The sequence below is a fragment of the Desulfosporosinus metallidurans genome, from assembly GCF_001936615.1.
GTDB lineage: Bacteria > Bacillota > Desulfitobacteriia > Desulfitobacteriales > Desulfitobacteriaceae > Desulfosporosinus > Desulfosporosinus metallidurans.
Genome location: NZ_MLBF01000008.1, coordinates 74,400 through 98,663, shown reverse-complemented (window position 1 = coordinate 98,663; position 24,264 = coordinate 74,400). Strand labels below are relative to the sequence as shown.

The 24,264-nt window shown below is 45.5% G+C and carries 22 protein-coding genes; 13 read left to right on the top strand and 9 right to left on the bottom strand.

The genetic code is table 11. The features are described 5' to 3' along the window. Positions 1–3 precede the first annotated feature (3 nt). The 7 genes from DSOL_RS07685 to DSOL_RS07655 all read right to left on the bottom strand — a co-directional run bounded on the left by DSOL_RS07685 (position 4) and on the right by DSOL_RS07655 (position 8,971). Entirely contained in the window at positions 4–2,034 is a 2,031-nt protein-coding gene (locus tag DSOL_RS07685; protein ID WP_075364281.1) for a molybdopterin-dependent oxidoreductase, read from the bottom strand. A gap of 193 nt (positions 2,035–2,227) precedes the next feature. Continuing rightward, positions 2,228–3,055, bottom strand: coding sequence for a dimethyl sulfoxide reductase anchor subunit family protein (locus DSOL_RS07680; RefSeq protein WP_075364280.1), 828 nt, complete (start codon positions 3,053–3,055; stop codon positions 2,228–2,230). A 3-nt stretch (positions 3,056–3,058) separates the two neighbouring features. Further along, positions 3,059–3,625 (bottom strand): 4Fe-4S dicluster domain-containing protein, encoded by a 567-nt coding sequence (locus DSOL_RS07675; RefSeq protein WP_075364279.1) that lies wholly within the window; start codon positions 3,623–3,625, stop codon positions 3,059–3,061. A 13-nt stretch (positions 3,626–3,638) separates the two neighbouring features. Beyond that, complete coding sequence (locus DSOL_RS07670) at positions 3,639–5,840, bottom strand: molybdopterin-dependent oxidoreductase (RefSeq protein WP_075364278.1); 2,202 nt, start codon at positions 5,838–5,840, stop codon at positions 3,639–3,641. Continuing rightward, positions 5,788–6,513: a TorD/DmsD family molecular chaperone gene (locus tag DSOL_RS07665; protein WP_075364277.1), complete on the bottom strand. Its 726-nt coding sequence runs from the start codon at positions 6,511–6,513 to the stop codon at positions 5,788–5,790. The genes DSOL_RS07670 and DSOL_RS07665 overlap by 53 nt, the downstream gene beginning before the upstream one ends. Positions 6,514–6,680: 167 nt before the next feature. Next, positions 6,681–8,261: a PucR family transcriptional regulator gene (locus DSOL_RS07660; RefSeq protein ID WP_083642371.1), complete on the bottom strand. Its 1,581-nt coding sequence runs from the start codon at positions 8,259–8,261 to the stop codon at positions 6,681–6,683. 104 nt (positions 8,262–8,365) lie between these two features. Beyond that, positions 8,366–8,971, bottom strand: a complete 606-nt coding sequence (locus tag DSOL_RS07655; protein WP_075364275.1) for an undecaprenyl-diphosphatase — start codon at positions 8,969–8,971, stop codon at positions 8,366–8,368. A 264-nt stretch (positions 8,972–9,235) separates the two neighbouring features. Here DSOL_RS07655 and DSOL_RS07650 point away from each other — a divergent pair, with 264 nt between their 5' ends. The 8 genes from DSOL_RS07650 (at position 9,236) to DSOL_RS07615 (ending at position 18,211) form a co-directional block, all read left to right on the top strand. Next, the gene (locus tag DSOL_RS07650; protein ID WP_075364327.1) at positions 9,236–9,745 is read left to right on the top strand and encodes an RNA polymerase sigma factor; all 510 of its coding nucleotides are present in this window, start codon (positions 9,236–9,238) and stop codon (positions 9,743–9,745) included. Positions 9,746–9,765: 20 nt separating this feature from the next. Next, positions 9,766–10,269, top strand: coding sequence for an anti-sigma factor family protein (locus DSOL_RS07645; protein ID WP_075364274.1), 504 nt, complete (start codon positions 9,766–9,768; stop codon positions 10,267–10,269). Beyond that, positions 10,266–11,126, top strand: coding sequence for a hypothetical protein (locus DSOL_RS07640; protein ID WP_075364273.1), 861 nt, complete (start codon positions 10,266–10,268; stop codon positions 11,124–11,126). Before DSOL_RS07645 ends, DSOL_RS07640 begins: the two co-directional genes overlap by 4 nt. Positions 11,127–11,190: 64 nt before the next feature. Further along, positions 11,191–12,924, top strand: coding sequence for a sigma 54-interacting transcriptional regulator (locus tag DSOL_RS07635; protein WP_075364272.1), 1,734 nt, complete (start codon positions 11,191–11,193; stop codon positions 12,922–12,924). A gap of 307 nt (positions 12,925–13,231) precedes the next feature. Beyond that, positions 13,232–14,812, top strand: coding sequence for an acyl CoA:acetate/3-ketoacid CoA transferase (locus tag DSOL_RS07630; RefSeq protein ID WP_075364271.1), 1,581 nt, complete (start codon positions 13,232–13,234; stop codon positions 14,810–14,812). Beyond that, positions 14,809–15,555: an SDR family NAD(P)-dependent oxidoreductase gene (locus tag DSOL_RS07625; RefSeq protein ID WP_075364270.1), complete on the top strand. Its 747-nt coding sequence runs from the start codon at positions 14,809–14,811 to the stop codon at positions 15,553–15,555. Before DSOL_RS07630 ends, DSOL_RS07625 begins: the two co-directional genes overlap by 4 nt. 22 nt (positions 15,556–15,577) lie before the next feature. Next, entirely contained in the window at positions 15,578–16,756 is a 1,179-nt protein-coding gene (locus DSOL_RS07620) for an acetyl-CoA C-acetyltransferase (protein ID WP_075364269.1), read from the top strand. A gap of 60 nt (positions 16,757–16,816) precedes the next feature. Beyond that, a complete protein-coding gene (locus DSOL_RS07615) occupies positions 16,817–18,211 on the top strand; it encodes a GntP family permease (protein WP_075364268.1) in 1,395 nt (464 codons plus the stop codon). 159 nt (positions 18,212–18,370) lie between these two features. Here the strand turns inward: DSOL_RS07615 and DSOL_RS27905 are convergent, their stop codons facing one another. After that, positions 18,371–18,511, bottom strand: a complete 141-nt coding sequence (locus DSOL_RS27905; protein WP_170871465.1) for a hypothetical protein — start codon at positions 18,509–18,511, stop codon at positions 18,371–18,373. Positions 18,512–18,827: 316 nt separating this feature from the next. On the opposite strand from DSOL_RS27905, the gene DSOL_RS07610 reads away from it, so the two are divergent. The 4 genes from DSOL_RS07610 to DSOL_RS07595 are packed head-to-tail and all read left to right on the top strand — an operon-like array spanning position 18,828 to position 22,368. Then, positions 18,828–19,346: a cob(I)yrinic acid a,c-diamide adenosyltransferase gene (locus tag DSOL_RS07610; protein WP_075364267.1), complete on the top strand. Its 519-nt coding sequence runs from the start codon at positions 18,828–18,830 to the stop codon at positions 19,344–19,346. After that, positions 19,343–20,287 (top strand): methylmalonyl Co-A mutase-associated GTPase MeaB, encoded by a 945-nt coding sequence (meaB, locus tag DSOL_RS07605; RefSeq protein WP_075364266.1) that lies wholly within the window; start codon positions 19,343–19,345, stop codon positions 20,285–20,287. The genes DSOL_RS07610 and meaB overlap by 4 nt, the downstream gene beginning before the upstream one ends. 5 nt (positions 20,288–20,292) lie before the next feature. Beyond that, a complete protein-coding gene (locus DSOL_RS07600; RefSeq protein ID WP_075364265.1) occupies positions 20,293–21,930 on the top strand; it encodes an acyl-CoA mutase large subunit family protein in 1,638 nt (545 codons plus the stop codon). A 21-nt stretch (positions 21,931–21,951) separates the two neighbouring features. Next, a complete protein-coding gene (locus DSOL_RS07595) occupies positions 21,952–22,368 on the top strand; it encodes a cobalamin B12-binding domain-containing protein (protein ID WP_075364264.1) in 417 nt (138 codons plus the stop codon). A gap of 79 nt (positions 22,369–22,447) precedes the next feature. Here DSOL_RS07595 and DSOL_RS07590 read toward each other — a convergent pair whose 3' ends face one another. Continuing rightward, positions 22,448–22,825 carry a YopX family protein gene (locus tag DSOL_RS07590; protein ID WP_075364263.1) on the bottom strand — a complete coding sequence of 126 codons (378 nt, stop codon included), beginning with the start codon at positions 22,823–22,825 and terminating at the stop codon, positions 22,448–22,450. A gap of 235 nt (positions 22,826–23,060) precedes the next feature. On the opposite strand from DSOL_RS07590, the gene DSOL_RS07585 reads away from it, so the two are divergent. Beyond that, a complete protein-coding gene (locus DSOL_RS07585; RefSeq protein WP_075364262.1) occupies positions 23,061–24,221 on the top strand; it encodes an aminotransferase class I/II-fold pyridoxal phosphate-dependent enzyme in 1,161 nt (386 codons plus the stop codon). Positions 24,222–24,264: the final 43 nt, after the last annotated feature.

The window sequence follows — 24,264 nt, the reverse complement described above, 5'->3', positions numbered from 1 at the left end:
GGTCTATAGTTTTTGCAAATTGACAAAGGTCTCATTTAACGCAAATCCAGGGGCGCCGAGTGTGAGATGTCCCATGTCGGTTAAGGGGGTGCCAATTAGGCTGTTAAGTGGGGAAGACCCTTCGATTTTTCTCTGGAAAATAATGACAACATCCATCGAAATGCCATCTTCAGGTTGAATGACCACGTCTATCAGGCCTAACTCATTCCAAATCCGGGCACGGTCTCCAGCTATTAACCCATAACGTCGGGCGAGTTCCGGCGCGAGGTTTAAGATGACCTCAGAAGTATGGGCGTCGGAGACATAAACCTGAGAGTTAATACTTGAGTGGTGATGTGGAGTCAACAGACGCAATGGGGTGTTCAGAGAAGGATTAAGGGGGGGCAGAAAGACTGGAAGGGATGGAAGTTGGGCGTTAGCAGCTTGGGTCGAAAGAAATTCATACCGTCCGGAAGGAGTTGAAAATGTTCGATTTTCCCAAACCGTTCGGGGAAACTTGGCCCTCACCGGATCCTCTAGAATTTCCTCGGGATTTTTTAGGCCTAGGATATCTAACATCTGGGGGCCGAGTTCACGTAGTAGGGTCGCCTTCTCATCTCCTGATGTGGGAAACGTGCAGCTTCCAGGTACCAGTTTATTGAGTTGTGAGGAAACATCCCAGGCAATCTGTAAGTCAGAGTGAGATTCTCCGACTGGAAGAATAGCGGGTTCATTGACTCCCACCCAGTAATGCCAATAACTAGAGTTCATATCCCAGTGTTCATAATGCGTCGTTACGGGAAGAAAAAGGTCGGCTGCTTCGGAGGATTTGGAATGAAAGAGGTCACTCACGACGATCAGATCCAGTTGACGGATCAGTTTTTTCCATTGCTCAAGATTCCCATCTTGGGATAAAGGGTTTCTTCCGGAAATCCAGAGCATCTTAACGGGGGGATCGCTACAGGCCAAAGCCTCCTCGGAAAATCGATTAATGTTTAAGAGACGGTCCATCTGATTGTCGGGATGGGGTGGGTTCTGTAACATCCCAGCAAAACTCCAGGTTTCAAATTGACCGTATTGAACTCCACCCCCTTGTTCGCCAAGGTGTCCAGCCAGTGCCCCTAGGGCGTCAATAGCACGCAAGGTTTGTCCTCCATTGGTATAACGCTGTAAACCAAAACCTGCCCAAATACAAGCCGGGTGGGTCTGGCCATATTCAAGGGCAAGTTTGCGTATAGTGGGTATAGGAACTCCCGTAATTTCACAACAGTGCTCAAGGGAAATGTCGCTTTTAAGATAGTGGATGAATTCTTCGTGCCCTAACGTATAGGTACTCAAGTTGGGGTCTATGAGGTTTTCTTCCACAAGCACCTTAGCAAATCCTAACGCCAGAAGCCCATCGGTGCCCGGTCGGACCTGTACAAACTGATGAGTTCGGGCGGCTGTAGCACTAAAATGCGTATCAAAACAAACAACGTTTGCCCCGCGATCGATGGCCTCAAAAATAATGGGCATTTGGTGCACGGCTGTCCAAGCCGGGTTGACTCCCCAGAGCCAAATTAAGTTAGACTTAGCCATGTCTTGCGGATCCGAACAAAAGAACGTTCCGAAGTCTAAGGTTTGAGCATCAACTCCTGCCGACCAACATGGGGAACCGACCGCTCTGGTGGTTGCTCCGAGGCCTGTGAAGAGACCTTCCATAGCATTGTGCAAAATGCCGAAATTTCCTGAGTACTTATTTAGGGCGAGAGGCAAAGTGGTTCCATACTGCGTTTTAAGGTCAAGAATTTTTTCTGCGATAAGGTTTAACGCTTCATCCCACGAAATTCGCTCCCAAAAACCACTATAACGACTCCTCTGGCGCATAGGGAAACGGATGCGCTGAGGACTGTAAACCTTTTTCACATCATCGAGAGCTTTCGGACAGAGTTTTCCCTTGGTGTATTCGTGATGGGGGTTTCCGGTGACAGAGATAAGCACGCCCTTGCGGGTAGTGCTTACAATGCTACACGTATCATAGCAGTTACGGGGACATAGATTATAATGTAATCCCATATATGATCATCCTTACGATGCATTCTCTCGTATTGTATTATTCGTTAGAGTTTACTAAAAAACCTCTGAGTATGAATGAAATAGGGAAATTACTTTGTGAGTTAAACAATATAGGAGCCCAGAAAGCATGGGGTTTTCACCCCCCAACTTCCGGGCTCCTTAGCATTGCGGAAAATCATTCAATTTGGAGAAATTAGAACAAGGCGTTGATATGAATGCCTACCGCGCTAAGATAGAAAAGGATCCGACCGAGAATTTCCCCAAGGGCAGCCAGTACAGTAACGACTACAATTAATTGAGGTTTTTCAACGTGACCCTTTTTAAGAAGGGCAATCAAAAGAACGAGGGGAGCTATCCATCCCAGAAGAGCGCGAGCCCAAAAGAGTGGGTTGCTCAAAAGGAAGTTTAAGGTAGCTGCTCCTTCTACAGTTGCACTGAGCATGGAACCATAGACTATAGTGATGAGTAAGCTCAAAATAGTGAATCCGAGTGACCCTTGTAGCAGACGTTTCCTTTGAGCAGGTTGTAAAAGTTCTTTCCCGAGGACTAAAGTGCAAAGTGCCCCGAGTAAGCCAGTGGTTAGTAAAAAGAAGAAAACCGGTCCGATGTTATTCCAAGCTGGAACACGGGGTAGGACATAAATCATGGCACTGCTAACAACTCCCATCAAACCAAGGACAGAAGTAACTCCTAAGCCGAAGGAAGGATTACTTGATGGTTGCCTTGACTTCCAATAGAGGTAGATCCAGGCCAGGAAGGTGAGGAGGAATAGGAGAATTTCACGGCTTAACCACGAGGAAGCCAGGTGGGTTAAGGCACGATAGGCCGCTTCAGGATGCCCAAGATGAAACAGTGAAGCCAACAAAGCTAGGGCCAGTAAGATCCCAGAAACAAGGGTACCTTTTCTTAATAACTTGCTATCAAGGTGATCACGGTTTAACCACCAGAGCATGAGGATGATCCCAATTCCGACTTGTCCCAGAACGGTAAAGGTAATTAACGGCCATTCCAAGTCTCCCATAGGTTAACCCCTCCTTATTTGTTTGCCTTGTTTCGGTCCGATAAATCGAATCGATGGCGTTGTGATATTCGGACTGGGTAGCCCGGGTAAAGTCTTGAGTACCCCGATCTCTTGGTCAAGACTTGAGTTTATTTCCACAAGTTCCAAGGCCCCTGTAATACAACCGGCGACACAAGCTGGTTTTTCTCCTTTGTCAATGCGCTGATAGCACAAATTGCATTTTTCAACTTTCTTTTTTGCTGGGTTAAATTGCGGGCGATCATACGGACAAGCCATGGTACACAAACGGCAGCCAATGCAGCGATTAGGATCATGGACCACGATCCCATCTTCGCGTTTCGTGTAGGCCTCTACCGGGCAGACGCGGAGACATTCTGGATGAGCGCAGTGGTTGCAAGCCATAGAGAAAAACATGCGGGTAGGAAGTGGGTAATCTTCTTCATGGAGTTGAAAAACCTTACGCCACTGGGGGGCGGCATCAATTTGATATTCATTTTTGCAGGCCATTTCACATCCCCGACAGCCCACACATTTCTCTGAGTTGTGTAAAAAGCCAAGTTGTTTACTCAAAAGGGATTCCTCCTCATGCTTTTTCAATCATTACGAAATTATCGTGAAAGGCTACCCCGTTGTTGCCGGTCGCTTGTTTACCCATATCGCTTGGTGTTGCCTTTAAGGTGTAATTAACATTGAAGATAGAGTTTTTATACCAAGACTCATAAGCTACGATGACATTTTGAGAAGTCGTTTGAGTTAGGTGGGCTTTAACAGTGACGGAGCCAAGGTCGTTATAAATCTTGACCATATCTCCTTCCGAAATGCCGTATTTAGCGGCCAGAACAGGGTGAATCTCTACCTTGGGCTCAGGGTTTGCGGTCATCATCCAGTCCAGGTTTTGGAACTGGGAGTGCAAAGCATGTTGCGGATGGGGCGTCATGAAGCGGATCGGGTATTTCTCTGGGGTCTTCATTTCTTCGACCCATATCGGGAGGGCGGGCAGCCCGTTCTTCTTGGCAAGTTCACTGTGAATTTCAATCTTCTTGGAAGGGGTGCGGAATTTTCCATCGGACCAGGAAGCAGAAGGCAGGTTTGCCTTGCGCGGCGCATTGATAAGTTCTTTATAATCGTTAATCCCGAGCATTTTAAGCATGCCTGGGTTAAACTCTTTGGCTAACCATTCCTCTGGTGATCCTGACGTAGGGAAGGTACAAGAACCTGGTTCCAAGGCATTCATTTTTTTAGAGAGTAGCATGGCTAGTTCAACATCACTTTTTGATTCGTACAGAGGGTCAATGGCCCTTTGGTTGATACCGACCCAATAGTGCCAATAGCTGGCCATGACATCCCAGTCTTCAAAATGCGTGGTTGCTGGCAAAACAATATCGGACATCTCGACGGTCTTATTGAAAAAGGAGTCTACGGTAACGACAAATTCCATGGAGGAGAACATTTTTTCGATGGCGTGAGTGTCAGGATCCTGGGAGCCAGGATTTCGACAAGCAAGCCATAGCATTTTCACCGGAGGATCGCTTTGGGCTAAGACATCGTGGGCAAAGTTGTTCATGTTGATGGAGCGATCCCCTTCTTTGCCATCTGGGCCGATAAACCCTTTAGAACCCTTAGGGGCAGAGTTTATCATAGCATTATAGTTGAAGCCCCATGTTTCTAAGTGACCGTAGTTGACGCCCCCACCGGATTTTCCGACATTGCCTGTCATGACTCCGAGAGCATCGATAATGCGGACGTTCTGACCGCCGTTAATATGGCGCTGCATGCCGTAGCCAACCCACATGCTGGCCGGTTTTGCTGTTGCGTATTCTCTGGCAATTTCCATGATAATGTCTTTAGGCACTCCTGTTTTTTCAGAAGCCCAGTCCAGGGTTATATCTTTTTTGATATAGTCCACCCATTCATCGAACCCGACGCTGTTGGCGCGTGCATACTCCCAATCGACCCAGTTATTATCGATAATATAGCGAGCCATGCCCAAAGCGAGAGCCCCATCTGTGCTGGGGTTAACTTGAATGTAGAGATCCGCTTTTGAAGCGGTGGACGTTACGATCGGATCAATGACAACGAGTTTAGCACCGCGTTCCCGAGCTTTGTTAATGAAAGGGAATGTGTGAATTGCTGTCCAAGCGGCATTTTGTCCCCAGAGAATAATATACTTAGCATTGACCATGTCTTCGGGGTCATTACAATAAAGCGTACCGAAATCATAGGTCTGGGCATCAATTCCAGCGGGCCAGCAAGGGGTTCCAAGGGCCCGAGTTGTATAGCCGAGGCTGGACATTGTCCCTTCTGCACCATAGTGAACAATACCAAAGTTTCCAGAGTACTTATCAAAGCAGATCGGGAGTGTTGAACCATAGCGCTTCTTTAAATCTAGGATTTTCTTGGCGATGGTATCCATAGCTTCATCCCAACTAATCCGGGTCCAGTTGCCGGAACCACGAGGAGATTGTTTCATGGGATATTTAATGCGATCGGGGCTATAGACACGGCGGGTGTAAGTATATCCTTTGAGGCAAAGTTTGCCGTTGGTATAGCCATGCTTAGGATCTCCTTCAACTTTTTTGAGGATGCCGTCTTGTACATAGCTAATCTGACCGCAAGTGTCGTAGCAGTTGCGGGGGCAGACATTGCGAAATGTTTTCATTGTATCAGAAAGTTGATTCGTTGCAATGGCAGAGGGAGAATTGGTTAACATATTAAAATTAAATAGGGTAAGGCTAGAGACAGCCGCAGCCGCTCCTCCAAGGAATTTGCGTCGCGTTAGTTTCATAAGGATCCCCCTTCGTGTTTAATGCATGGAAATCGTTGATGGCCTCGAGCACTTGACTTATGGCAGAAAAGACTGGATGCTCGGTTGATCGAAAAACGGTTTGGGCAAATGGTCCTAACCAACGGCCAAGGTGTTGCCCCCAAAACTCGTGGTAAAGGTTCTCGTAGTGGAAAGCTTGAACGTCTTTTTTTGCCAACTGGACGATTTTAATCCGCCTAAGGAGGTAAGCTGCGAATTCAAGTTCAGTGGCAATAAAATCATCAGGTTCACCCCCTTGAGCTAAAGCCTGTAAGCCTTCTTGAATGTACAGTTTACGGACAGCTAAGGTTTGTTCTTGCATCACTAAATGGTCAGGTGACAAATAAACGGATTCATAGGGGGGGGCTGCAGGAGAAGTCGGGCCGACAAAGAGGCGGTTAAACTCGTAGCACATCAAGCGATACTCGTCGTCATCCGTGTTTGTGCAGTGAGCCAAGGTTTCTGTGGCTGAAATTAGTTCGTCAAGTTGATAGTGGTTGGCGAAGGCCGTGCAAGATTTCAAGAGTGGACCTAAGGTACTGGCTAGTTTTTCTCCTCCTTCGGCGAAGATAAGACTCAGTGCGAGCAGCAAGTCCTCATGAATCTTGAGAACTGGGGTGGGTGAGCCTGGGTGACGATGGTGATGATGTGTCAAAAGAAGCCCTCCTTTCTCATAGGCGAGATATCTTGTACCTATATTCACTTAGGCTCTATAGCATAGTTCGTTTTTCTTTGTTTTGTCCCTTTAGAGCGGAATATGAAATAAGAGGTCTGGAGTTGTAGAAAAAAACAAAAGCCCTTCTCCGCAAGGGGAGAAGGGACTCAGTCCGGCCATATCATTTTTAAGCGACCAATCTTAAGGGCAAGAAAGAGATTAACTTGGTTCTCTAAAGAGGATAAATCACGGCCTAAAATTTCTGAGGCCTTTTTGAGACGGTAGCGGAGGGTGTTCGGATGGAGGAAAAGCTTCTCTCCCGCAGCATTAAGGTCTGTATTGCAGGAGAAATAAGCTAACAATGTTTCTTCAAGAGCAAGATTGCTTTCCTTATCAAATTTCAGAAGAGGGCCGAGAACTTCTGAACGATAGTCTTCCAGCTCTTGACGGTCAAACCGATGTAATAAACGCATAATCCCAAGATCCCTAAACGATATTAAGCGTTCTGGATTGTCTAAGAGTTGTCCTAATTCGAGTGCTGTTCTTGCTTCTTGAAAGCTTCGGTGTAGATAACGGGCAGAGGAATACAAGTTGCCCAGGCCAAATAGGAAGGGTTCTTTTATGGAAAAGGTATTGACCTGTTGAATGATCGGTTTAAGAAGATGAAATGCCTGAGCATGCCATTCTGCTTGGGGGATCATGTCCTGGAGCGGAAAAAGGAAGACAACTTGACCATTGCGTTCGAGACAAATTGCCTTGGAGTGGCGAGAACGCAAACTCAAAGCCATTTGGGTGAAAAAGTCTTCAAAGCGTTCGCTTTCGGCGGAATCGGGATTATAACCGGGAATTTCACCCACAACCACAAAGTGAGGTTTCGAGAAATCCCATCCCCATAACTTGCCTCGTGAAATGATAACCTCCAGAGAGTCAAAATTATTGTAAAGTAAATCAAAGAGAAAATCTCTGTGATGTTGGCGTTCACTGTCCTGAAGGCACTGTGTCTTAGCGAGTTCAAGTAAGATGAGGGTAGCAGTTTTCGAGAGGAAAAAGCGTTCAATACTTCCGATATCTTGAAGGTTGGCCGCTAAACCAAGAAAGCCCAAGGTTCCTTCTGCCCCTGAAAGCGGACACCAGGTTAGGGGAAGGGTTTGGTACTCTTTCTGGGTCCACTGCCCTTTAGAGAGTTGAACAAAAGGTGAGTCAGGTGATGGGTGGGGGTGGGACAGCTTTGGGGGGGTGAAAGAGATGGGGGCTACGGGAAGGGATTTCCCCCCTGCCCATTTAAGAATTTCAAGTTGTTTATTCAAAAGGAAGATATCCCACCCGAAAATCTCTTGTACGTTGTTCAAAAACGAAAATCCATCTCCGTTGGTCAAGTGTTCAACAATCATTTGAGAATAATGTTCACTGGCTAGCAGGATACGACCTAGTTCTCGCTCTAACCAATCCGTTGCTTTGGCGCAAAAGGATGGCCAGGAAGAAGGTTCTTGTTGGGTAAAGAGCAAGACGAATCGTTCGTTGGAAATCTCAAGCTTCAGAGAAACAGTCGAGTCATCGCGGGGTTCCAATGTGATTGTTTCACCAGTAAAAGGTAAGGAGAAGGTTTTAATCCCTGTGAAGCGGAGTGTATGAACGGATAACTCGGAAAAGTTTTGCATCGAGGCATGGGTGTCGCCTAGGGTTTGCAACAATAAAGCCTCCTGGAGGCGACCAATCGTGATCGGTTGGGGGAGGTTGGGGTTCTTCATCCATCCACCTCGTCTTAATGTAATTGGTACACAGTATAATATCCTGTCTTTTAGTTAGTATACAACTATTTACAAGATCCGAAACCAATTTTGCGGGTCGTGGATTATTTTCCTTTGCTCGAAGGGACCAATGCATAGGGACCAAAGTGGAATAAACGCATACCAAATTGACTTACGGGTTTTAAAAGAGGACTAACAGCCCACATGATTCGAGCACTCAAAAATCCGACGATGGCTCCAGCGATGACGTCTGTAGGCCAATGAACTCCTGTGTAGACACGGGCAACTGCCACAAGGATTGCTAAGGTGGTAAAGCTATAACTTACCCAACGATCAGAGTTTTTCCATGATCCTGCTGCAAAAGCAAAACTGCCCGATACATGATCACTGGGAAACGAAGCATCAATAGAGTGGGGAATGAGCTGGGTGAACGATCCTTTTGGGAGGGAAACAAAGGGGCGTGGTCGAAACCATACATGAGATACGAGAACATTAATCAGCAAGGCGAAAATCCCGGAAAATCCCGCCACGATCAGGGCGTGTCGGCGGTTACCTTCGGACTCTGGCATGGTAAACCAAGCAACCAGAAACAAAAGACCGTATAGTTCCAAGGCGTATTGAGCGGTAAAGGACATAAATTTATCGAGTAGGGGTACATGTCCTGCCCACTGGTTGATCAAATGGTAGCCAAAGAGATCGAATGAATTCATGCTATATCCTCCTTATACTTGGAAACTTGATTGTCATCCACTTATAGAGACGAAGCAACTTTGTAAAAGGTTCGCGAACTTTTTACAAAGTTTCCTCGTCTTGTTATTTGAGAGATTATGACAGCGCATTATGAATAGTACATGCGGCTTGTTTAAAGAAAGCTTCACATTAATGGGTATGATATGATGGTAAGGTAGAATAGGGCTGAACTGAGATAAAACTGCGCGGAATTTGCTAAGAGGGGACGAACTGATGCTGTGAACATGACAGAGTTAAAGCTGATTGAACAAGTTCGTTCAGGGAATGAGGAAGCATTTGCCCGCTTGCTTAAGCAATACACCCCTTATGTTTATCGCACTGCGTCTGTACTCTTGCACGATGGACATGAGGCGGAAGATGTCGCACAGGAAATTTTCCTGAAAGTTTATCGCTCAATTAACGAATTGCAGGATCTGCGGGCGTTTAATTCTTGGTTCAAGCGGATTATTACCAACAGTTGCTTAGACCGGTTAAGAAAACAGAAACCGACCCCGGTGCCGGACACAGAATTAGATCGGATCCTTGAAAAGAACCCTCAAAAATCGGATCAACGGTTAGAGATGCAAGAGGCTATCCTTCAATTGATTCCAGAATACAGAGAAGCATTAATGCTCAGAGAATGGCAGGGTTATGATTATCAGGAGATTGCAAACATGCTCTCTATTCCTCTGGGAACAGTAAAATCTAGAATTCATGGTGCGAGGGTACAACTACGCAAGATTCTTTCGGATTAAAGAGTGAAGGAGTGAAAAACATGAATTGTTCTGAATGCACGGCCCAGATTACCGAATATCTCGATGGGGAATTGCCGGTTTTAAAAGAAACGTTAATTAGGAATCATTTGCTGTCTTGTCCGAATTGCCAAGGATGGGCTGATGAACTTCAGAAGCTTAGCTTCCAAATCAAACAAGCTATGAATAGTATTCCTGTTCCCGATGATTTGGAAGAACGAATATTGACCTCGATCCGAAAAGAGCACAGAGTCGCTCACAAGCAAGCACGCTGGACTGGTCTTGCACTTATCGTTCTGGGGGTTCCAATCCTTTCACTATTTTCTCCGTTCTTGCTTAGTGTACTCCGCTTGTTTTATAAGACAACATCCGTATTAATGCATACATGGCTGACGTTCATCACGCTTGTTGTGCCTCCGGTAATTGGGCTGGGGATCACACTGGCCGTCGTTTTTCTCGCAGTCCTTGGGGTGTACTTCCTACGAGCCTTGTTCAAGGGATTTCAATTTGAGGAGGTGTTGTCATGATGAAGAAGAGCCAGTTAATGATGGTAGCATTTCTGACGGGGATCTTTCTGATGATGGCACCGTTGTCAGCATTTGCAGGTACGTTGCTCACACAGATGGGTGGGAATCCGGTTGTGGTTCCCGTAGGGCAGATGATTGAGAATGTCTTGGCGGTGGGTTCCGATGCCCGAATTGGGGGCACTGTCAATGATATTGTTCTCGTCATCAATGGGGATACTTATCTTGAACCAGATTCTCAAGTTGATTTAGTCATCGATCTTGGTGGAAGCGTGCATAATTTCTCACAAAGACCTGCTAAAAAGGGAATCTTTGAATTGAATTTCTCCTTGAAATTCATTAATAACTTTTTGCTTGCTGGAGCGGTGGTGGCTGGATTTTGGTTTTTAAGGTTCATGGGGAGTTTGTTGGGTATTATTTTACTGACTTGTTTAGGCTATCTGCTGAGAAATTACGTAAGGCAATCCTCAAGACGATCTGAAGAGTTATTGGCTTCTTCTGCTGCCCGCTTATTTGGAATTGGCACGGCTGTCTCGCTGGTTTTCCTTGCCCTTATTATTCTTCTTTCTCTGACGGTGATCGGTATCCCTCTAGCTATTTTGATGCTTATTGCCAACCTAATAGCCGTCGTTTTCGGCATCGTTCCGATCATGGAATATATAGGGAAGAAGTGGCTGTCCGTAAAACTATTAGAATACCCAGTTTTGACGAGCCTTCTGATAGAAGCAATCTTTTTTGTGGCTTTAGTCAATCTTCCTCTGATCGGGGTTCTCTTCTTAGTAGGGTCAGGAATCATGGGGTTAGGGCTCGTCTGGACGCTCCTTTGGCTTCGGTATAAGCAGCCAAAGATATTAGTATAGATCAGAAATTTAGTTTTGTATACCGGTAGGATGAACGGGAATACTGCAAAAGAGAGGGGAACGTATGAAACCAAACCAGATAATTAAATTGGATCAAGTTTTTCAAGCGATTAACGCTGGTATTATTGTGATTAATGATCAAGATTTGGTCTGCTATTGTAATCCAGTTGCAGCTCACTTAATTGGTTTAGGGATGCAGGATATTCTTAATAAGAAAATAACGGAGGTTATTCCAAATTCTGAACTCTTTAGGGTATTACAAGAGGAAGAATCAAACGCTGATCAACTTATGATCGGGGACCGGATGGTTATTACAAGTCGTTCACCCATTGATCAAGATGGGAAAATGGTGGGTGCGGTCGCAGTTTTTCAGGATGGCAGTGAATTGCAAAGAGTATTATCTCGCTTAGATAACACCCAAAATAGCCTAACGGGGCTCGAAAACATTTTTGAACAAGCCTATGATGGCGTGATGGTGGTCGACAGTCAAGGGATTGTGACAAGGATTACCAAAACTTACTGTCGTTTCCTTAATATAGCGCAAGAGGATGCAGTTGGTCGCCATTGTACTGAGATTTTGCCTACAAGTCGAATGCATATTGTTGCTCAAACGGGACATGCAGAAATCGGCGAGGTCATGGATATTAATGGCAAAGAAGCGATGGTGATGCGTCTTCCCCTGAGAGAGAATGGAAAACTCATCGGTGCTGTGGGGAAAGTTATGTTTCGTGATGTTCAGGATCTGCGTACGCTGGCTGAGAAACTCGATGTATTGGAAAATAAACTTAAGTTTTATGAGAAAGAATTAAAGCACTATCAGAAATTCCGCTATACCTTTAGCAATATCATAGGCAAGAGTCAAGCTATTTTGCAGACTAAGGTATTGGCTGAAAAGGCTGCGCTAGGAAAGTCAACCGTTCTTTTACGTGGAGAAAGTGGGACAGGAAAAGAGCTTTTTGCGCATGCCATTCATGCTGCTAGTTTGCGTCATGATCAACCGTTTGTGCGAGTGAACTGTGGGGCAATTCCTGCAGAACTTTTAGAATCAGAGCTTTTTGGATATGAAGAAGGAGCTTTTACCGGAGCCAAAAAAGGAGGCAAACCTGGGAAATTTGAGCTGGCAAATAAAGGGACGATCTTTTTGGATGAAATTGGGGATCTTCCGCTTGGGATGCAAGCTAAAGTTCTGCGAATCTTGCAAGAAAAAGAAGTGGAACGAGTGGGAAGTAACCGGTTGCAACATCTGGACATCAGGGTAATAGCAGCCACCCATCGAGATTTAGAAAAGATGATGAACGTAGGAGAATTTCGACGTGATCTTTATTATCGGTTAAATGTTTTTACGGTGACGATTCCCCCTCTGAGAGAGCGGGAAAGGGATGTCTTGCTTTTAAGTGAACATCTTTTAGATAAATTCCAACGGGAATTGGGATCATCTGTGAAAATTCTCGATCGTCGGGTGGCGGAATTATTCCAGCTTTACTCGTGGCCCGGAAATGTTCGCGAACTGCAGAACTCACTAGAGAGGGCCATTAATGTTGCCGAGGGCTATGTGATCCATCTTGAAGATCTTCCCCTTTATCTTCAAGACTTGGAGGGGCGGCGATCGACTACATCCCTTCAGACTTTGACGCTTGAAATGGCTGATGCAGAGCGTAGGGCAATCATAAAAGCCCTTAAGACTGCCAGAGGAAATAAGACAAAAGCAGCGGAATTCTTGGGAATTCATAGAACCAATCTTTACAAGAAGATGGAGAAATACGGCTTAGAAGGGGAAATTAGCGATGGAATGGTGTAGTGATTTCGCGATATGTAGCGAAAGAGATACAGTGATCTGACAATAGGGAACAATAAGGATTTTTCGGATTAAACAGATAACTACTTGTAGTGAATATGCTACACATAGTTATCTATTTAACAATACCCCCCTCAAAAAACCCTAGAAGGTAAAGGCCTTCAGGGTTTTTTTGCGTTTGGCATGGATCTTGCTTAAACATAAGTCGTGCGCAAATTTTGATTCTTCTGCAAGGTGCACGAAAGCATGAATGGACTGTCTATGAATCAATGATTCGGATACCCTGAAACTATGAACAGGAGGGTAAGAAATGAAGAAGGCGATCTTAACAGCAGATGAAGCGATGGCGTTAATTAATGATGAAAGTATGGTCGCCATTGATGGTTTTGTCAGCATTGGACACCCAGAAGAACTGACCACGGCCTTGGAAAAGAGATTTCTGGCAACAGGTCACCCTGAAAATATATCGCTGGTGTACGCAGCAGGGCAGGGGGATTCTAAAGATCGCGGGATGAACCATCTAGGGCATGAGGGTCTTGTCAAGCGTGTCGTTGGTGGGCACTGGAATCTAGCACCTAAGTTAGGTAAGATGGCCGTCGAAAATAAAATTGAAGCCTATAACTTCCCCCAAGGGGTGATTACCCATCTCTTCCGAGATATTGCAGCAGGCAAGCCGGGGACGTTAACCCACATTGGATTGGAAACGTTTGTCGATCCACGCCGGGATGGAGGGAAGCTTAACCAGATCACGCAGGAAGATTTAGTGGAGCTTATCCGACTCAAGGGAAAGGATTACCTTCTCTATCATTCATTTCCCATAGATGTGGCTCTTTTAAGAGGAACGTCAGCGGATGAAGATGGAAATATCTCCATGGAACGGGAAGCTCTTACTTTAGAAGGTCTGTCGATTGCACAAGCTGTGAAAAACAGTGGGGGGTTAGTCATAGTTCAAGTGGAGCGGGTGGTTCAAGCTGGAAGTATTAAGGCCAGAGATGTCAAGATTCCGGGAATTTTAGTGGATGCGGTCGTGATATCAAGCCGAGCAGAATATCATATGCAGTCGTTCGGCGAGCAATATAATCCCTCTTACAGTGGGGAAATACGATTTCCCTTAACAGAACTCAAAGCCATTCCTCTGGATGAGCGCAAGATTATTGCCAGAAGAGCCTTTAAGGAAGTGAATTCAGGGGCGATTGTCAATTTAGGAATTGGAGTTCCCGAGGGGGTAGCCTCCGTTGCCGCTGAAGAAGGAGTGTTGGATCAATTTGTCTTGACGGTGGAATCTGGTCCGATTGGGGGAGTCCCTGCTGGAGGGGCGAGCTTTGGGGCAAGTTTTAATCCAGATTGTATTGTGGATCAACCCTACCAGTTTGATTTTTACGATGGTGGCGGACTTGATGTTGCAATCTTAGGGATGGCTCAGATGGATCAAGAAGGGAATGTCAATGTTAGCCGTTTCGGATCACGCATTGCTGGGGCAGGGGGATTTATAAATATTTCTCAAACAGCCAAAAAGGTTATTTTCTGTGGGACATTTACAGCCAATGGCCTAGAAGTGGAGGTTAAAGACGGAAAGCTTGAAATTTTAAAAGAAGGTAAGATATCCAAGCTGATCCAAGAGGTGGAGCATATCACGTTTAGTGGAAACTATGCACGCAAGAAGGGGCAAAAGGTGTTGTTCATCACAGAGAGAGCCGTTTTCAGCTTAGGAGAACAAGGTCTTGTGCTAGAAGAAATTGCTCCAGGGATTGATCTTGAAAAGGACATTTTGGCGCGGATGGATTTCAAGCCCATTATTTCTGAAACGTTAAATACCATGGATCCGAGTTTATTTTACCCTGATCTCATGCAAAAGGGTCGGGAAGTTAATGAAAGGTGTGTCGCAAAATGAAAATTAAAGATAGAGTAGCCCTAATTACGGGAAGCGGTCAAGGAATAGGCAAGTCCATTGCCTTAACGTTCGCCCAAGAAGGCGCAACGATTGCGGTCAATGACATAGCGTTCAACGAAAGTAAGGCCATGGAAACGGTAGAAGAACTCCGGCAACTGGGGGTCAAGGCGGAACTTTTCTTAGCAGATGTCAGCCAAGAAGCTGAAGTGAACGCTATGGTGGAAAAGGTGATCGAAACGTTTGGCAGAGTAGATATCTTGGTTAACAACGCAGGAATTAATCGAGATGGTCTCCTTCACAAGGGAAATCTAGCGAACTGGGAGGCGGTTATGGCGGTCAATCTGACGGGTCCCTTTCTTTGCACAAAAGCTGTTCTGCCCTCAATGCGCGGGCAGGGCTATGGACGAATCGTGAATCTTTCTTCGTTGACTGCACGGATGGGGATTTTCGGGACAGGCTATTATGCAACCTCGAAATCAGGGCTAATTGGATTAACAAAAGTAACAGCGGCTGAAAATGCCACCAAGGGCATTACCTGTAATGCTTTGGCACCGGGGTATATCAATACGGACATGATGAATAAATACCCTGAGGATAAACTAAAAGTTCTGATCGCCAAAATCCCGGTAGGTCGTTTTGCTGAACCGATAGAAGTAGCCGATGCGGCGCTCTTTTTAGCCTCAGATTCTTCTTCCTATATCACAGGTGCAGTTCTGGATATTAATGGTGGATTTCTTATTTAATCATAATACAGGAGGATGAGACATGAGAGAAGTTGTTATTGTCAGCGCAGTTCGAACCCCGATTGGATCCTTTGGAGGCACAATAGGACAAGTCCCGGCTGTCGAATTAGGGGCACTCGTCATTAAAGAGGCTCTAAGAAGGGCTGGCATAAAACCGGAACAAGTCGATGAAGTGATTATGGGCAACGTCTTGCAAGGAGGTCTGGGGCAGAATCCCGCACGGCAGGCTGCCATAAAGGCCGGTATTCCTCAAGAAGTACCGTCGTGGACACTGAATAAACTTTGTGGATCAGGGCTTAAATCCGTTGAGAGTGCGGCTCAAGCTATCATTTCAGGAGATGCTGAGATCATTGTCGCGGGTGGAATGGAAAGTATGTCGATGGCACCGTATGTCCTGCCAAAGGCCCGAACAGGTTATCGAATGGGAAATGGCGAGCTGATTGACGTCATACTCCAAGATGGATTAATGGATGCTTTTTATGATATTCACATGGGTATTACTGCGGAGAACATTGCTGAACAGTTCGGAATTTCTCGTGAGGAACAGGATCAGTATGCGCTGATGAGCCAAAATCGGGCAGAGGCAGCTATCAAGTCTGGTAAATTTGAAGAGGAGATTGTTCCTGTTCAGATTTCCCAGAGGAAAGGAGAACCCATAGTCTTTAAGCAAGATGAATTTCCGCGCTATGGTACAACCGTTGAATCCTTAACGAAACTCCGTCCAGCCTTTAAAAAAGAAGGGACAGTGACTGCGGGGAACGCTTCAGGAGTTAATGACGGAGCGGCCGCTGTGGTCGTAATGTCTAAGGAAAAGGCCCTCGAATTAGGGATAGAACCGTTGGCTTCCATAGTCTCTTGGGCTTCAGCTGGAGTTGATCCTAAAATCATGGGTACAGGACCGATTCCGGCCAGCCGCAAAGCGTTGACCAAAGCAGGGCTCACGATTGAGGATATCGATCTCGTGGAAGCCAACGAAGCCTTTGCTTCCCAAACTATTTCAGTGGCCCGAGAGCTTCGTTTCGATATGGAAAAAACGAATGTTAACGGTGGTGCGCTTGCTTTAGGGCATCCGATCGGGGCTAGTGGGACGCGAATCTTAGTAACCCTCTTGTACGAGATGAAACGGAGAAAGGTTCAAAGAGGGCTCGCTACACTTTGTATTGGTGGAGGACAGGGGACGGCCATGGTTGTTCAGAGCTAAATACCCGCTGCAAGAGGACTTAGAGAAAAAGCAAAGCAAAATTTCATGGAGGTGTTATTCATGGCAGTCTTAGGAATTATTTTAAGCTTGGGACTCTTAATGTTCATGGCCTATCGCGGCTTTTCGGTCATCTTCTTCGCCCCTGTTTTTGCAATACTGGCGGCCATATTTTCCGGAATGGCAATTATGCCCACGTATACGGAAATATTCCTGCCGAATCTGGCAAACTATCTGAAAGTATACTTCCCATTCTTCCTCTTGGGAGCTGTGTTTGGTAAAGTCATGGAAGAATCGGGTGCAGCAAAAGCGATTGCTAAAGCAATTGTTCAAAAGCTCGGAAAAAAACAAGCGATGTTATCGGTGGTCTTGTCGGCGGCGATTCTCACGTATGGTGGGGTAAGTCTTTTCGTCGTAGCGTTTGCCGTGTATCCGTTTGCAGCATCGATCTTTAAAGAAGCGGATATTCCCAAACGTCTTGTCCCAGCAACAATCGCCTTAGGGGCCTTCACGTTTACCATGGATGCTCTTCCGGGTACACCTCAGATTCAAAACTCAATCCCGATGAAGTTTTTTAACACGGACCTTTATGCTGCTCCGGTCTTCGGAACCCTAGGTGCTATTATCGTGTTGGTTGCAGGTATAGCCTATTTAGAGTGGCGAAAACGGGTGGCACACGCTGCGGGAGAAGGGTATGGAACGAATCATAAGAACGAACCAGAGCTTGTGGAAGATGGTAATTTGCCCAACCCTTGGCTATCTGCTTTGCCTCTAGTTTCGGTGCTCGCAGTGACCTTGATTTTACAAAAGCTGATTTTTCCCCATTGGAACATCACGTCCTGGGTATCCCAAGCACCTTACAGCATTCCTAAAGCCGGAGTTGTGGGAACGATGAACAACTGGGCTCTGATGATTGCGTTGATTGTTGGAATTATGCTAGCCTTTATAATTAACCCTCGGCGCATTAAAGGGAATGTAGCTAAAGCCATTAATCTTGGAGCCATTGGTTCCTTGTTAGCAGTCATGAATACCGCTTCTGAAGTAGGCTTTGGTAATGTTATTAAATCCCTGCCTGGTTTTCAGACTATAGCCCATGCTTTGACAGGGATTAATGCAGGAGGCAGTCCCCTGTTGTCTGAAGCGGTGACAGTAAACACCTTGGCCGGGGTGACAGGTTCAGCTTCAGGTGGTTTGAGTATTGCCTTGGATACCTTTGGTAAGCATTACTTGGATTGGGCTGCAAAAACCAATGTAAGCCCCGAATTGCTTCACCGTGTTTCTTCCATGGCTTCAGGGGGAATGGATACACTACCCCATAACGGCGCAGTTATCACACTTCTTGGAATTGCTGGTTTGACTCATAAACAATCTTACAAAGATATCTTTGTTATGACCCTTATTAAAACAGGAACTGTTTTTGTTCTTATCTTATTGCAAGGCGTTTTCCATTTCGTATAATGATTGAAACCACGAAAGGGAGTAGAAATCAACGTAAGTTGGTTCCTGCTCCCTTTTTGTACCAATCAAAAAGTATAAATTCCAGGTGGCATAAGTTCAACTAAGGCGAACGCCTTCGCCAGGCTTGGCGCTAGCCAAGTTTTCTTTACGCTGAAGTGCTCATGCTCTACCAGACCCTTGCGCTTGCTCAAGCCATTTTTTAGTGACTTTGCATTTAACAATTTTCCCTTTTTCATCAGGTCCTTGAAGTATGATTTTTTCTCCAAATAACCAGTCTAATAGCCCTGTTGAAAATCGCATAAGCCGAAGCTCCCTTCAATAATCTCTATGTTAGATTAACTCTATGGTCTATGAATCATATGATTAGTCTACACCATAAATCTTAAGAGAACCTTAGAAAGTTGGGAATAAAGAGTAGAGATGTTCTCTCTTAAAGAAGGGATATTTTATTTGAGACATGCATAAATAATGACGAAGTCACTGTATCCTTTATAAAGAAAATTTTCACAAAGGAGGTAATATAAAGAATATCTAGAATTGAGTACTAAATTCTGAAATTTTTAATAAGGAGGCAAGGTAGTTTACTAGTCTATAGAGAGAAGGGGGGTAAGGAGGTATGTCAGGACTTATACTGGTTTATACAGGGAATGGGAAGGGTAAGACCACTGCTGCTTTGGGGTTGAGTTTGAGAGCTCTTGGTCATAACCAGACCGTTGGATTTCTACAATTCATGAAAGGGAGTAAGGATTACGGAGAAGTAAAGATATCCTCCCTGTTACCCAATTTTACATTGGTTCAATCGGGACAGAAATCCTTTGTCTCGTATGAAAACCCAGATCCCATTGATATTCAAATGGCTCAAGATGGGCTTAATCTTGCAAGGCGCTGGTTTGAAGAGGATAAGTTTGATCTTATTGTTCTCGATGAAATTTTAGTCGCAGTGGCCTTTCGGTTAATAACCGTTGCCCAAGTCCTAGAATTAGTCCGACAGCGGCCACTTCATCTCAATTTGGTTTTGACGGGTCGATATGCCGCACCCGAAATTATGGAAATTGCGGATACCGTAACCGAAATGACTGAGCAAAGGCATGCTTACCAACGAGGGGTCGAAGCAAAGGCAGGGATGGAATTTTGAACAAGGGAGCACTTGATCAATGGATAGCACGCCTTTTTGAACGAGATCGTCGGGCAACCGCTAAACTCATATCATGGGTTGAAGACGGGGTTGAGCGAGCGTATATTATGCGTTCTGTCTTAAAACAGACTGGACATCAAATGGTAGTTGGAATAACGGGTCCACCGGGCGCGGGAAAAAGCTCGTTGGTTGAAGCGTTGACTAAACTTTACCGTGCTAAGGACGAGAGAGTGGGGATTGTTGCAGTCGATCCCAGTAGCCCGTATACTGGCGGGGCCATTTTGGGGGATAGGATTCGGATGCAAGCCCATGGGACAGACAGAGATGTCTTTATTCGAAGCATGGGGACTCGTGGACACCTTGGAGGGGTGACGCGTTCAACATCCGATATATTACGCATTTTAGAGGGCGGGGGGTATGGGCGACTCCTTTTAGAAACGGTGGGAGTTGGTCAGTCTGAACTTGAAATTATGCAGATGGCAGATACCGTCGTGGTGGTACTTAACCCCGGAACAGGGGACGGAATTCAGGCCATCAAAGCTGGAATTATGGAAGTCGCAGATGTGTTCGTTATTAATAAATCGGATTTGCCAGGGGCCGAACGCATGAAAAACGACATCGAAATGATGTTGAATTTGAGCTGCGATGGAAAACCTTGGCGTCCGCCTGTCGTTTTAACCAGTGTCATTAGCGAAAACGGGTTGGAGAAATTGTACGAAAAAGTTGAGGCTCATCGCGCGTATTTGCTGGAATCTGGGCAGAGGGATGAGCACCGTAAAGAACGTCTCCGACTGGAAGTATGGCGCCAATGGGAAGATGAAACTCGTGCAGCTTTCGAGGATGCATGGGAAGCCGCAACTCAAAAATGGGGAAATTTAGACAGTGAAGATCCCTACGAACTAGCGAGGTTGTTATGGGAAGAGCGTTTTAAAGGAGGATGAGTAAGATGAGTGATAACTTCTTGCGCTGGAAAGCGAACTATGACGCTCAGAGGGAGCGAAAAGGGCCGTTCTTTACAGTGTCTAGTGTTCCGATTGATCCGCTTTATGCACCGGGGCATACAGCGGACATTGATTATGAACGGGATTTGGGAAATCCAGGCGAGTATCCCTATACACGCGGAGTTCGGTCTAATATGTATAGAGGACGACTCTGGACTATGCGGATGTTTGCGGGGTTTGCCACGGCCAAAGAATCTAATGAGCGGTACAAGTTTTTACTCAGCCAAGGGCAAACTGGTTTGAGTGTGGCTTTTGATATGCCAACCATTATGGGCTATGATTCGGATCACCCACGCGCTTACGGAGAGGTCGGTCGGGTTGGGGTGGCCATCGATTCACTTCAAGATATGGAAACCTTGTTCCAGGATATCTCACTTGACCGCGTCAGTACCTCAATGACCATCAATGCGCCTGCCTCCATCATTTGGTCTATGTATGTTGTTGCTGCGGAGAAACAGGGGATATCTGCAAATAAATTAACCGGAACAATCCAAAATGATATTTTGAAGGAATACATTGCTCAAAAGTCTTGGATATTCCCTCCAGATCCCTCAATGCGTCTGATAACGGATATTTTCAAGTTTTCCAAAGATAATGTGCCCAAGTGGAATACCATTAGTATCAGCGGCTACCATATTCGGGAAGCTGGGGCAACGGCATTGCAAGAGTTGGCATTCACACTTGCTGATGGATTTGCTTATGTTGAGGCAGGTATTAAAGCTGGGTTGGATGTGGATGACTTTGCTCCACGCCTATCGTTCTTTTTCAATTCGCATACGGATTTCTTTGAAGAAATTGCTAAGTATCGTGCTGCTCGCCGGATTTGGGCACGTCATATGAAGGAAAAGTACGGTGCGAAAAAGGAAGAGAGCCTACTTCTCCGATTCCATACCCAAACCGCGGGGTGTTCCCTTACGGGTCCACAGCCGGAAAATAACATCGTGCGAACAGCCTATCAAGCAATGGCTGCTGTTTTAGGGGGAGCTCAATCGTTGCACACTAATTCCATGGACGAAGTCTTGGCGTTGCCCTCGGAAAAAGCAGTTCAGATTGCTCTTCGAACGCAACAAGTTTTGGCCTATGAAACGGGTGTAGTAAATACCATCGATCCGCTGGCTGGATCGTATTTTGTGGAGACCTTCACTAATCAAATGGAGGAAGGCGCTGAAGAGTATTTCCGAAAAATTGATGAATTGGGTGGGGTTCTGGGTGCGATTCGAGAGAATTTCTTCCAGCAGGAAATTGCGGATGCAGCTTACCGCTATCAACAAGAGATCGAGAGCAAAGACCGGATTATTGTAGGTATTAATGACTTTGTTAGTGAGGAAAAGGACAAAATTGATTTATTAAAAATTGACCCTGAAGTTGAACGGTCCCAAGTAATCAGGCTTACGGCTTTAAAACAAAGCAGGGATAACATCAGGGTACAGACGACGTTGGAAGATTTGAAGGTTGCAGCTCAAGGATCCGATAATCTGATCCCGAAGATTATGGACGCAGTACGGGCTTATGCTACTGAGGGTGAGATGATAGCAGTCCTCAAAGAAGTCTTTGGGGAGTATCGGGAACAAGCCGTATTTTAGTACAGTGTGGGAGGGAACGTTATGAATAAGACTCGAATACGTGTCCTAGTGGGTAAACCGGGATTGGATGGGCATGACCGGGGTGCTAAAGTGATAGCCCGGGCACTGCGTGATGCCGGAATGGAAGTCATATACTCCGGACTGCATCAAACTCCAGAACAAATTGTGGAAGCGGCGATCCAAGAAGATGTCGATTTAATTGGAATCAGTGTTCTGTCCGGAGCGCACATGACGATCTTCCCGAGAATCAAGGAACTACTGAAAGAGCAGAATGCTGAAGACATTTTACTTATGGGCGGGGGGACAATTCCTGAGGAGGATATCGTTTCTCTTATCGATGATGGGCACGCGGAGGCGTTATTTACCCCGGGAGCAACCACGACTGAGATTGTGAGCTGGATTAACGAGAAATTAGCGGGTAAAGATGAAGTTGGCTGAACAGACATAGAGGATTATAAAGAAGGCGTTCGTCAGATATTGACGAGCGCCTTCTTTAATAAAAAAATACCGCTATAACTCAGAACAAGGATGTTTCAGGATGAAATGGTGCATTTTGAAATTCATTACCTATAATACTGCCCCATGTTACCTCGCTAATATCACGTTTTGAGGAAGTCCCTAGTTCTTCTAGTTCGAAAGTCACTAGTGTTTTATTCCAAATGACTTTATAAATGATTGAGGAGAGTTTGACTAAATCGCCTTCATACACTTCCAATCCGTTTTGATCAGTAAGACCACTCCACTGAAGTAATTCGAATTTCCCGATCGGTTCCCATGATCGACCGGGTACACTCACTGCAAATGGAACTGAACTCTGTGTATCAAAACTTATAGCTTGTGGTTTTAACATTTTCTCCTTAACCTTGTCCCAAACCCTAAATTTTAGTTCTCTCAATTTGTGGTTCCTCCTTAGTAATCTGCGAAAGGCCTTTTCTTAATTGTACGTAAGAAAGGGTTACATTTAAGAGGGTAAGGGAGCTTGTATCTTTTACCAATGACTCAGAAAAACCTTATGATCTGCAGTTATACGTGATAAAATAAGGTACATAGTGATTGACAAGGCCCAGTGAGAAAGGAAGAAACAAGGCTAGAGCAGAAGAGACTGGGGATAAGGAGAACGGAGTGAGATTATGCCATCAAAACGTTTAGAAGGTTTAGGAGCGTCAGTTTTCACCGAAATGGATAATTTGAAAAGAGAACTAGAGAGAGCGGGAAAGCACTTAATCAATCTGAGTATCGGGAGTCCAGATCAGGCCCCAGCGGTGGAAATTCGTAAGATTCTCAGTCAGGCGGTACTTGATGGTACCCAATATGGATATACCCTAACTCGTGGAACGGAGAACTTTCGCAGCGCTTGCGCAGAGTGGTATCAAGAACGATTTGGGGTTACCTTGGATCCTGAAACTGAGGTATTGCCTCTAATGGGCTCTCAGGATGGGCTGGCCCACATTTTCCTAGCCTATATAGATCCTGGGGATCTAGCGCTGATTCCTGATCCGGGATATCCAATTTATACAGCGGGTCTTTTGCTTGCGGGTGGGGAGAAAGTTGCAGTTCCGCTATTAGAGGAGAACGGTTTTTTACCAGATCTGCGGCAAATTGATCCGAATTTAGCCCGCAAGGCAAAACTGTTGTTTTTGAATTATCCTAATAACCCCACTGCAGCAGTAGCGCCACTTTCATTTTTTGAAGAGGTTGTGGAGTTTGCCAAAGAGTATGATCTTCTCATCTGTCATGATGCAGCGTATTCTGAATTAGCATTTGAGGGTTACAGACCTGTAAGTTTCTTACAGGCACCAGGGGCAAAAGAAGTCGGCATTGAATTCCATTCAGTTTCCAAGACATACAATTTAGCTGGCGCACGGTTAGGATTTGTCGTAGGAAATGCGGAAGCTATACGGAATCTCTCTCAACTCAAATCGAATATTGATTATGGAGTATTTGGTCCAGTAATGGCTGCTGGGGCTTATGCACTAAGCTCTGAGCAGGACTCGATTGAAGAAAATCGGTGCGCTTATCAGAGACGGCGGGACCTCTTGATTGAGGGTTGTGCCTTAGTGGGTTGGAAAATGCCAATTCCTCAAGGTTCGATGTTTATCTGGGCGCCCGTTCCTACAGAACAAGACTCAGTATCCTTTGCGATGGATTTAGCTCGAGAAGCCGGTGTGATTGTTGTGCCTGGAGTGGCTTTCGGAGAGCATGGTGAAGGGTATGTGAGGATAGCGATGGTTCAAAATGAATGTGTCCTTCAAGAAGCAGTACGGCGAATTCAGCAGTTTTTGATGCGCTAGCCTTAATACGTACGCTTGTGATAGGAAATCGCTTCTATAAAAT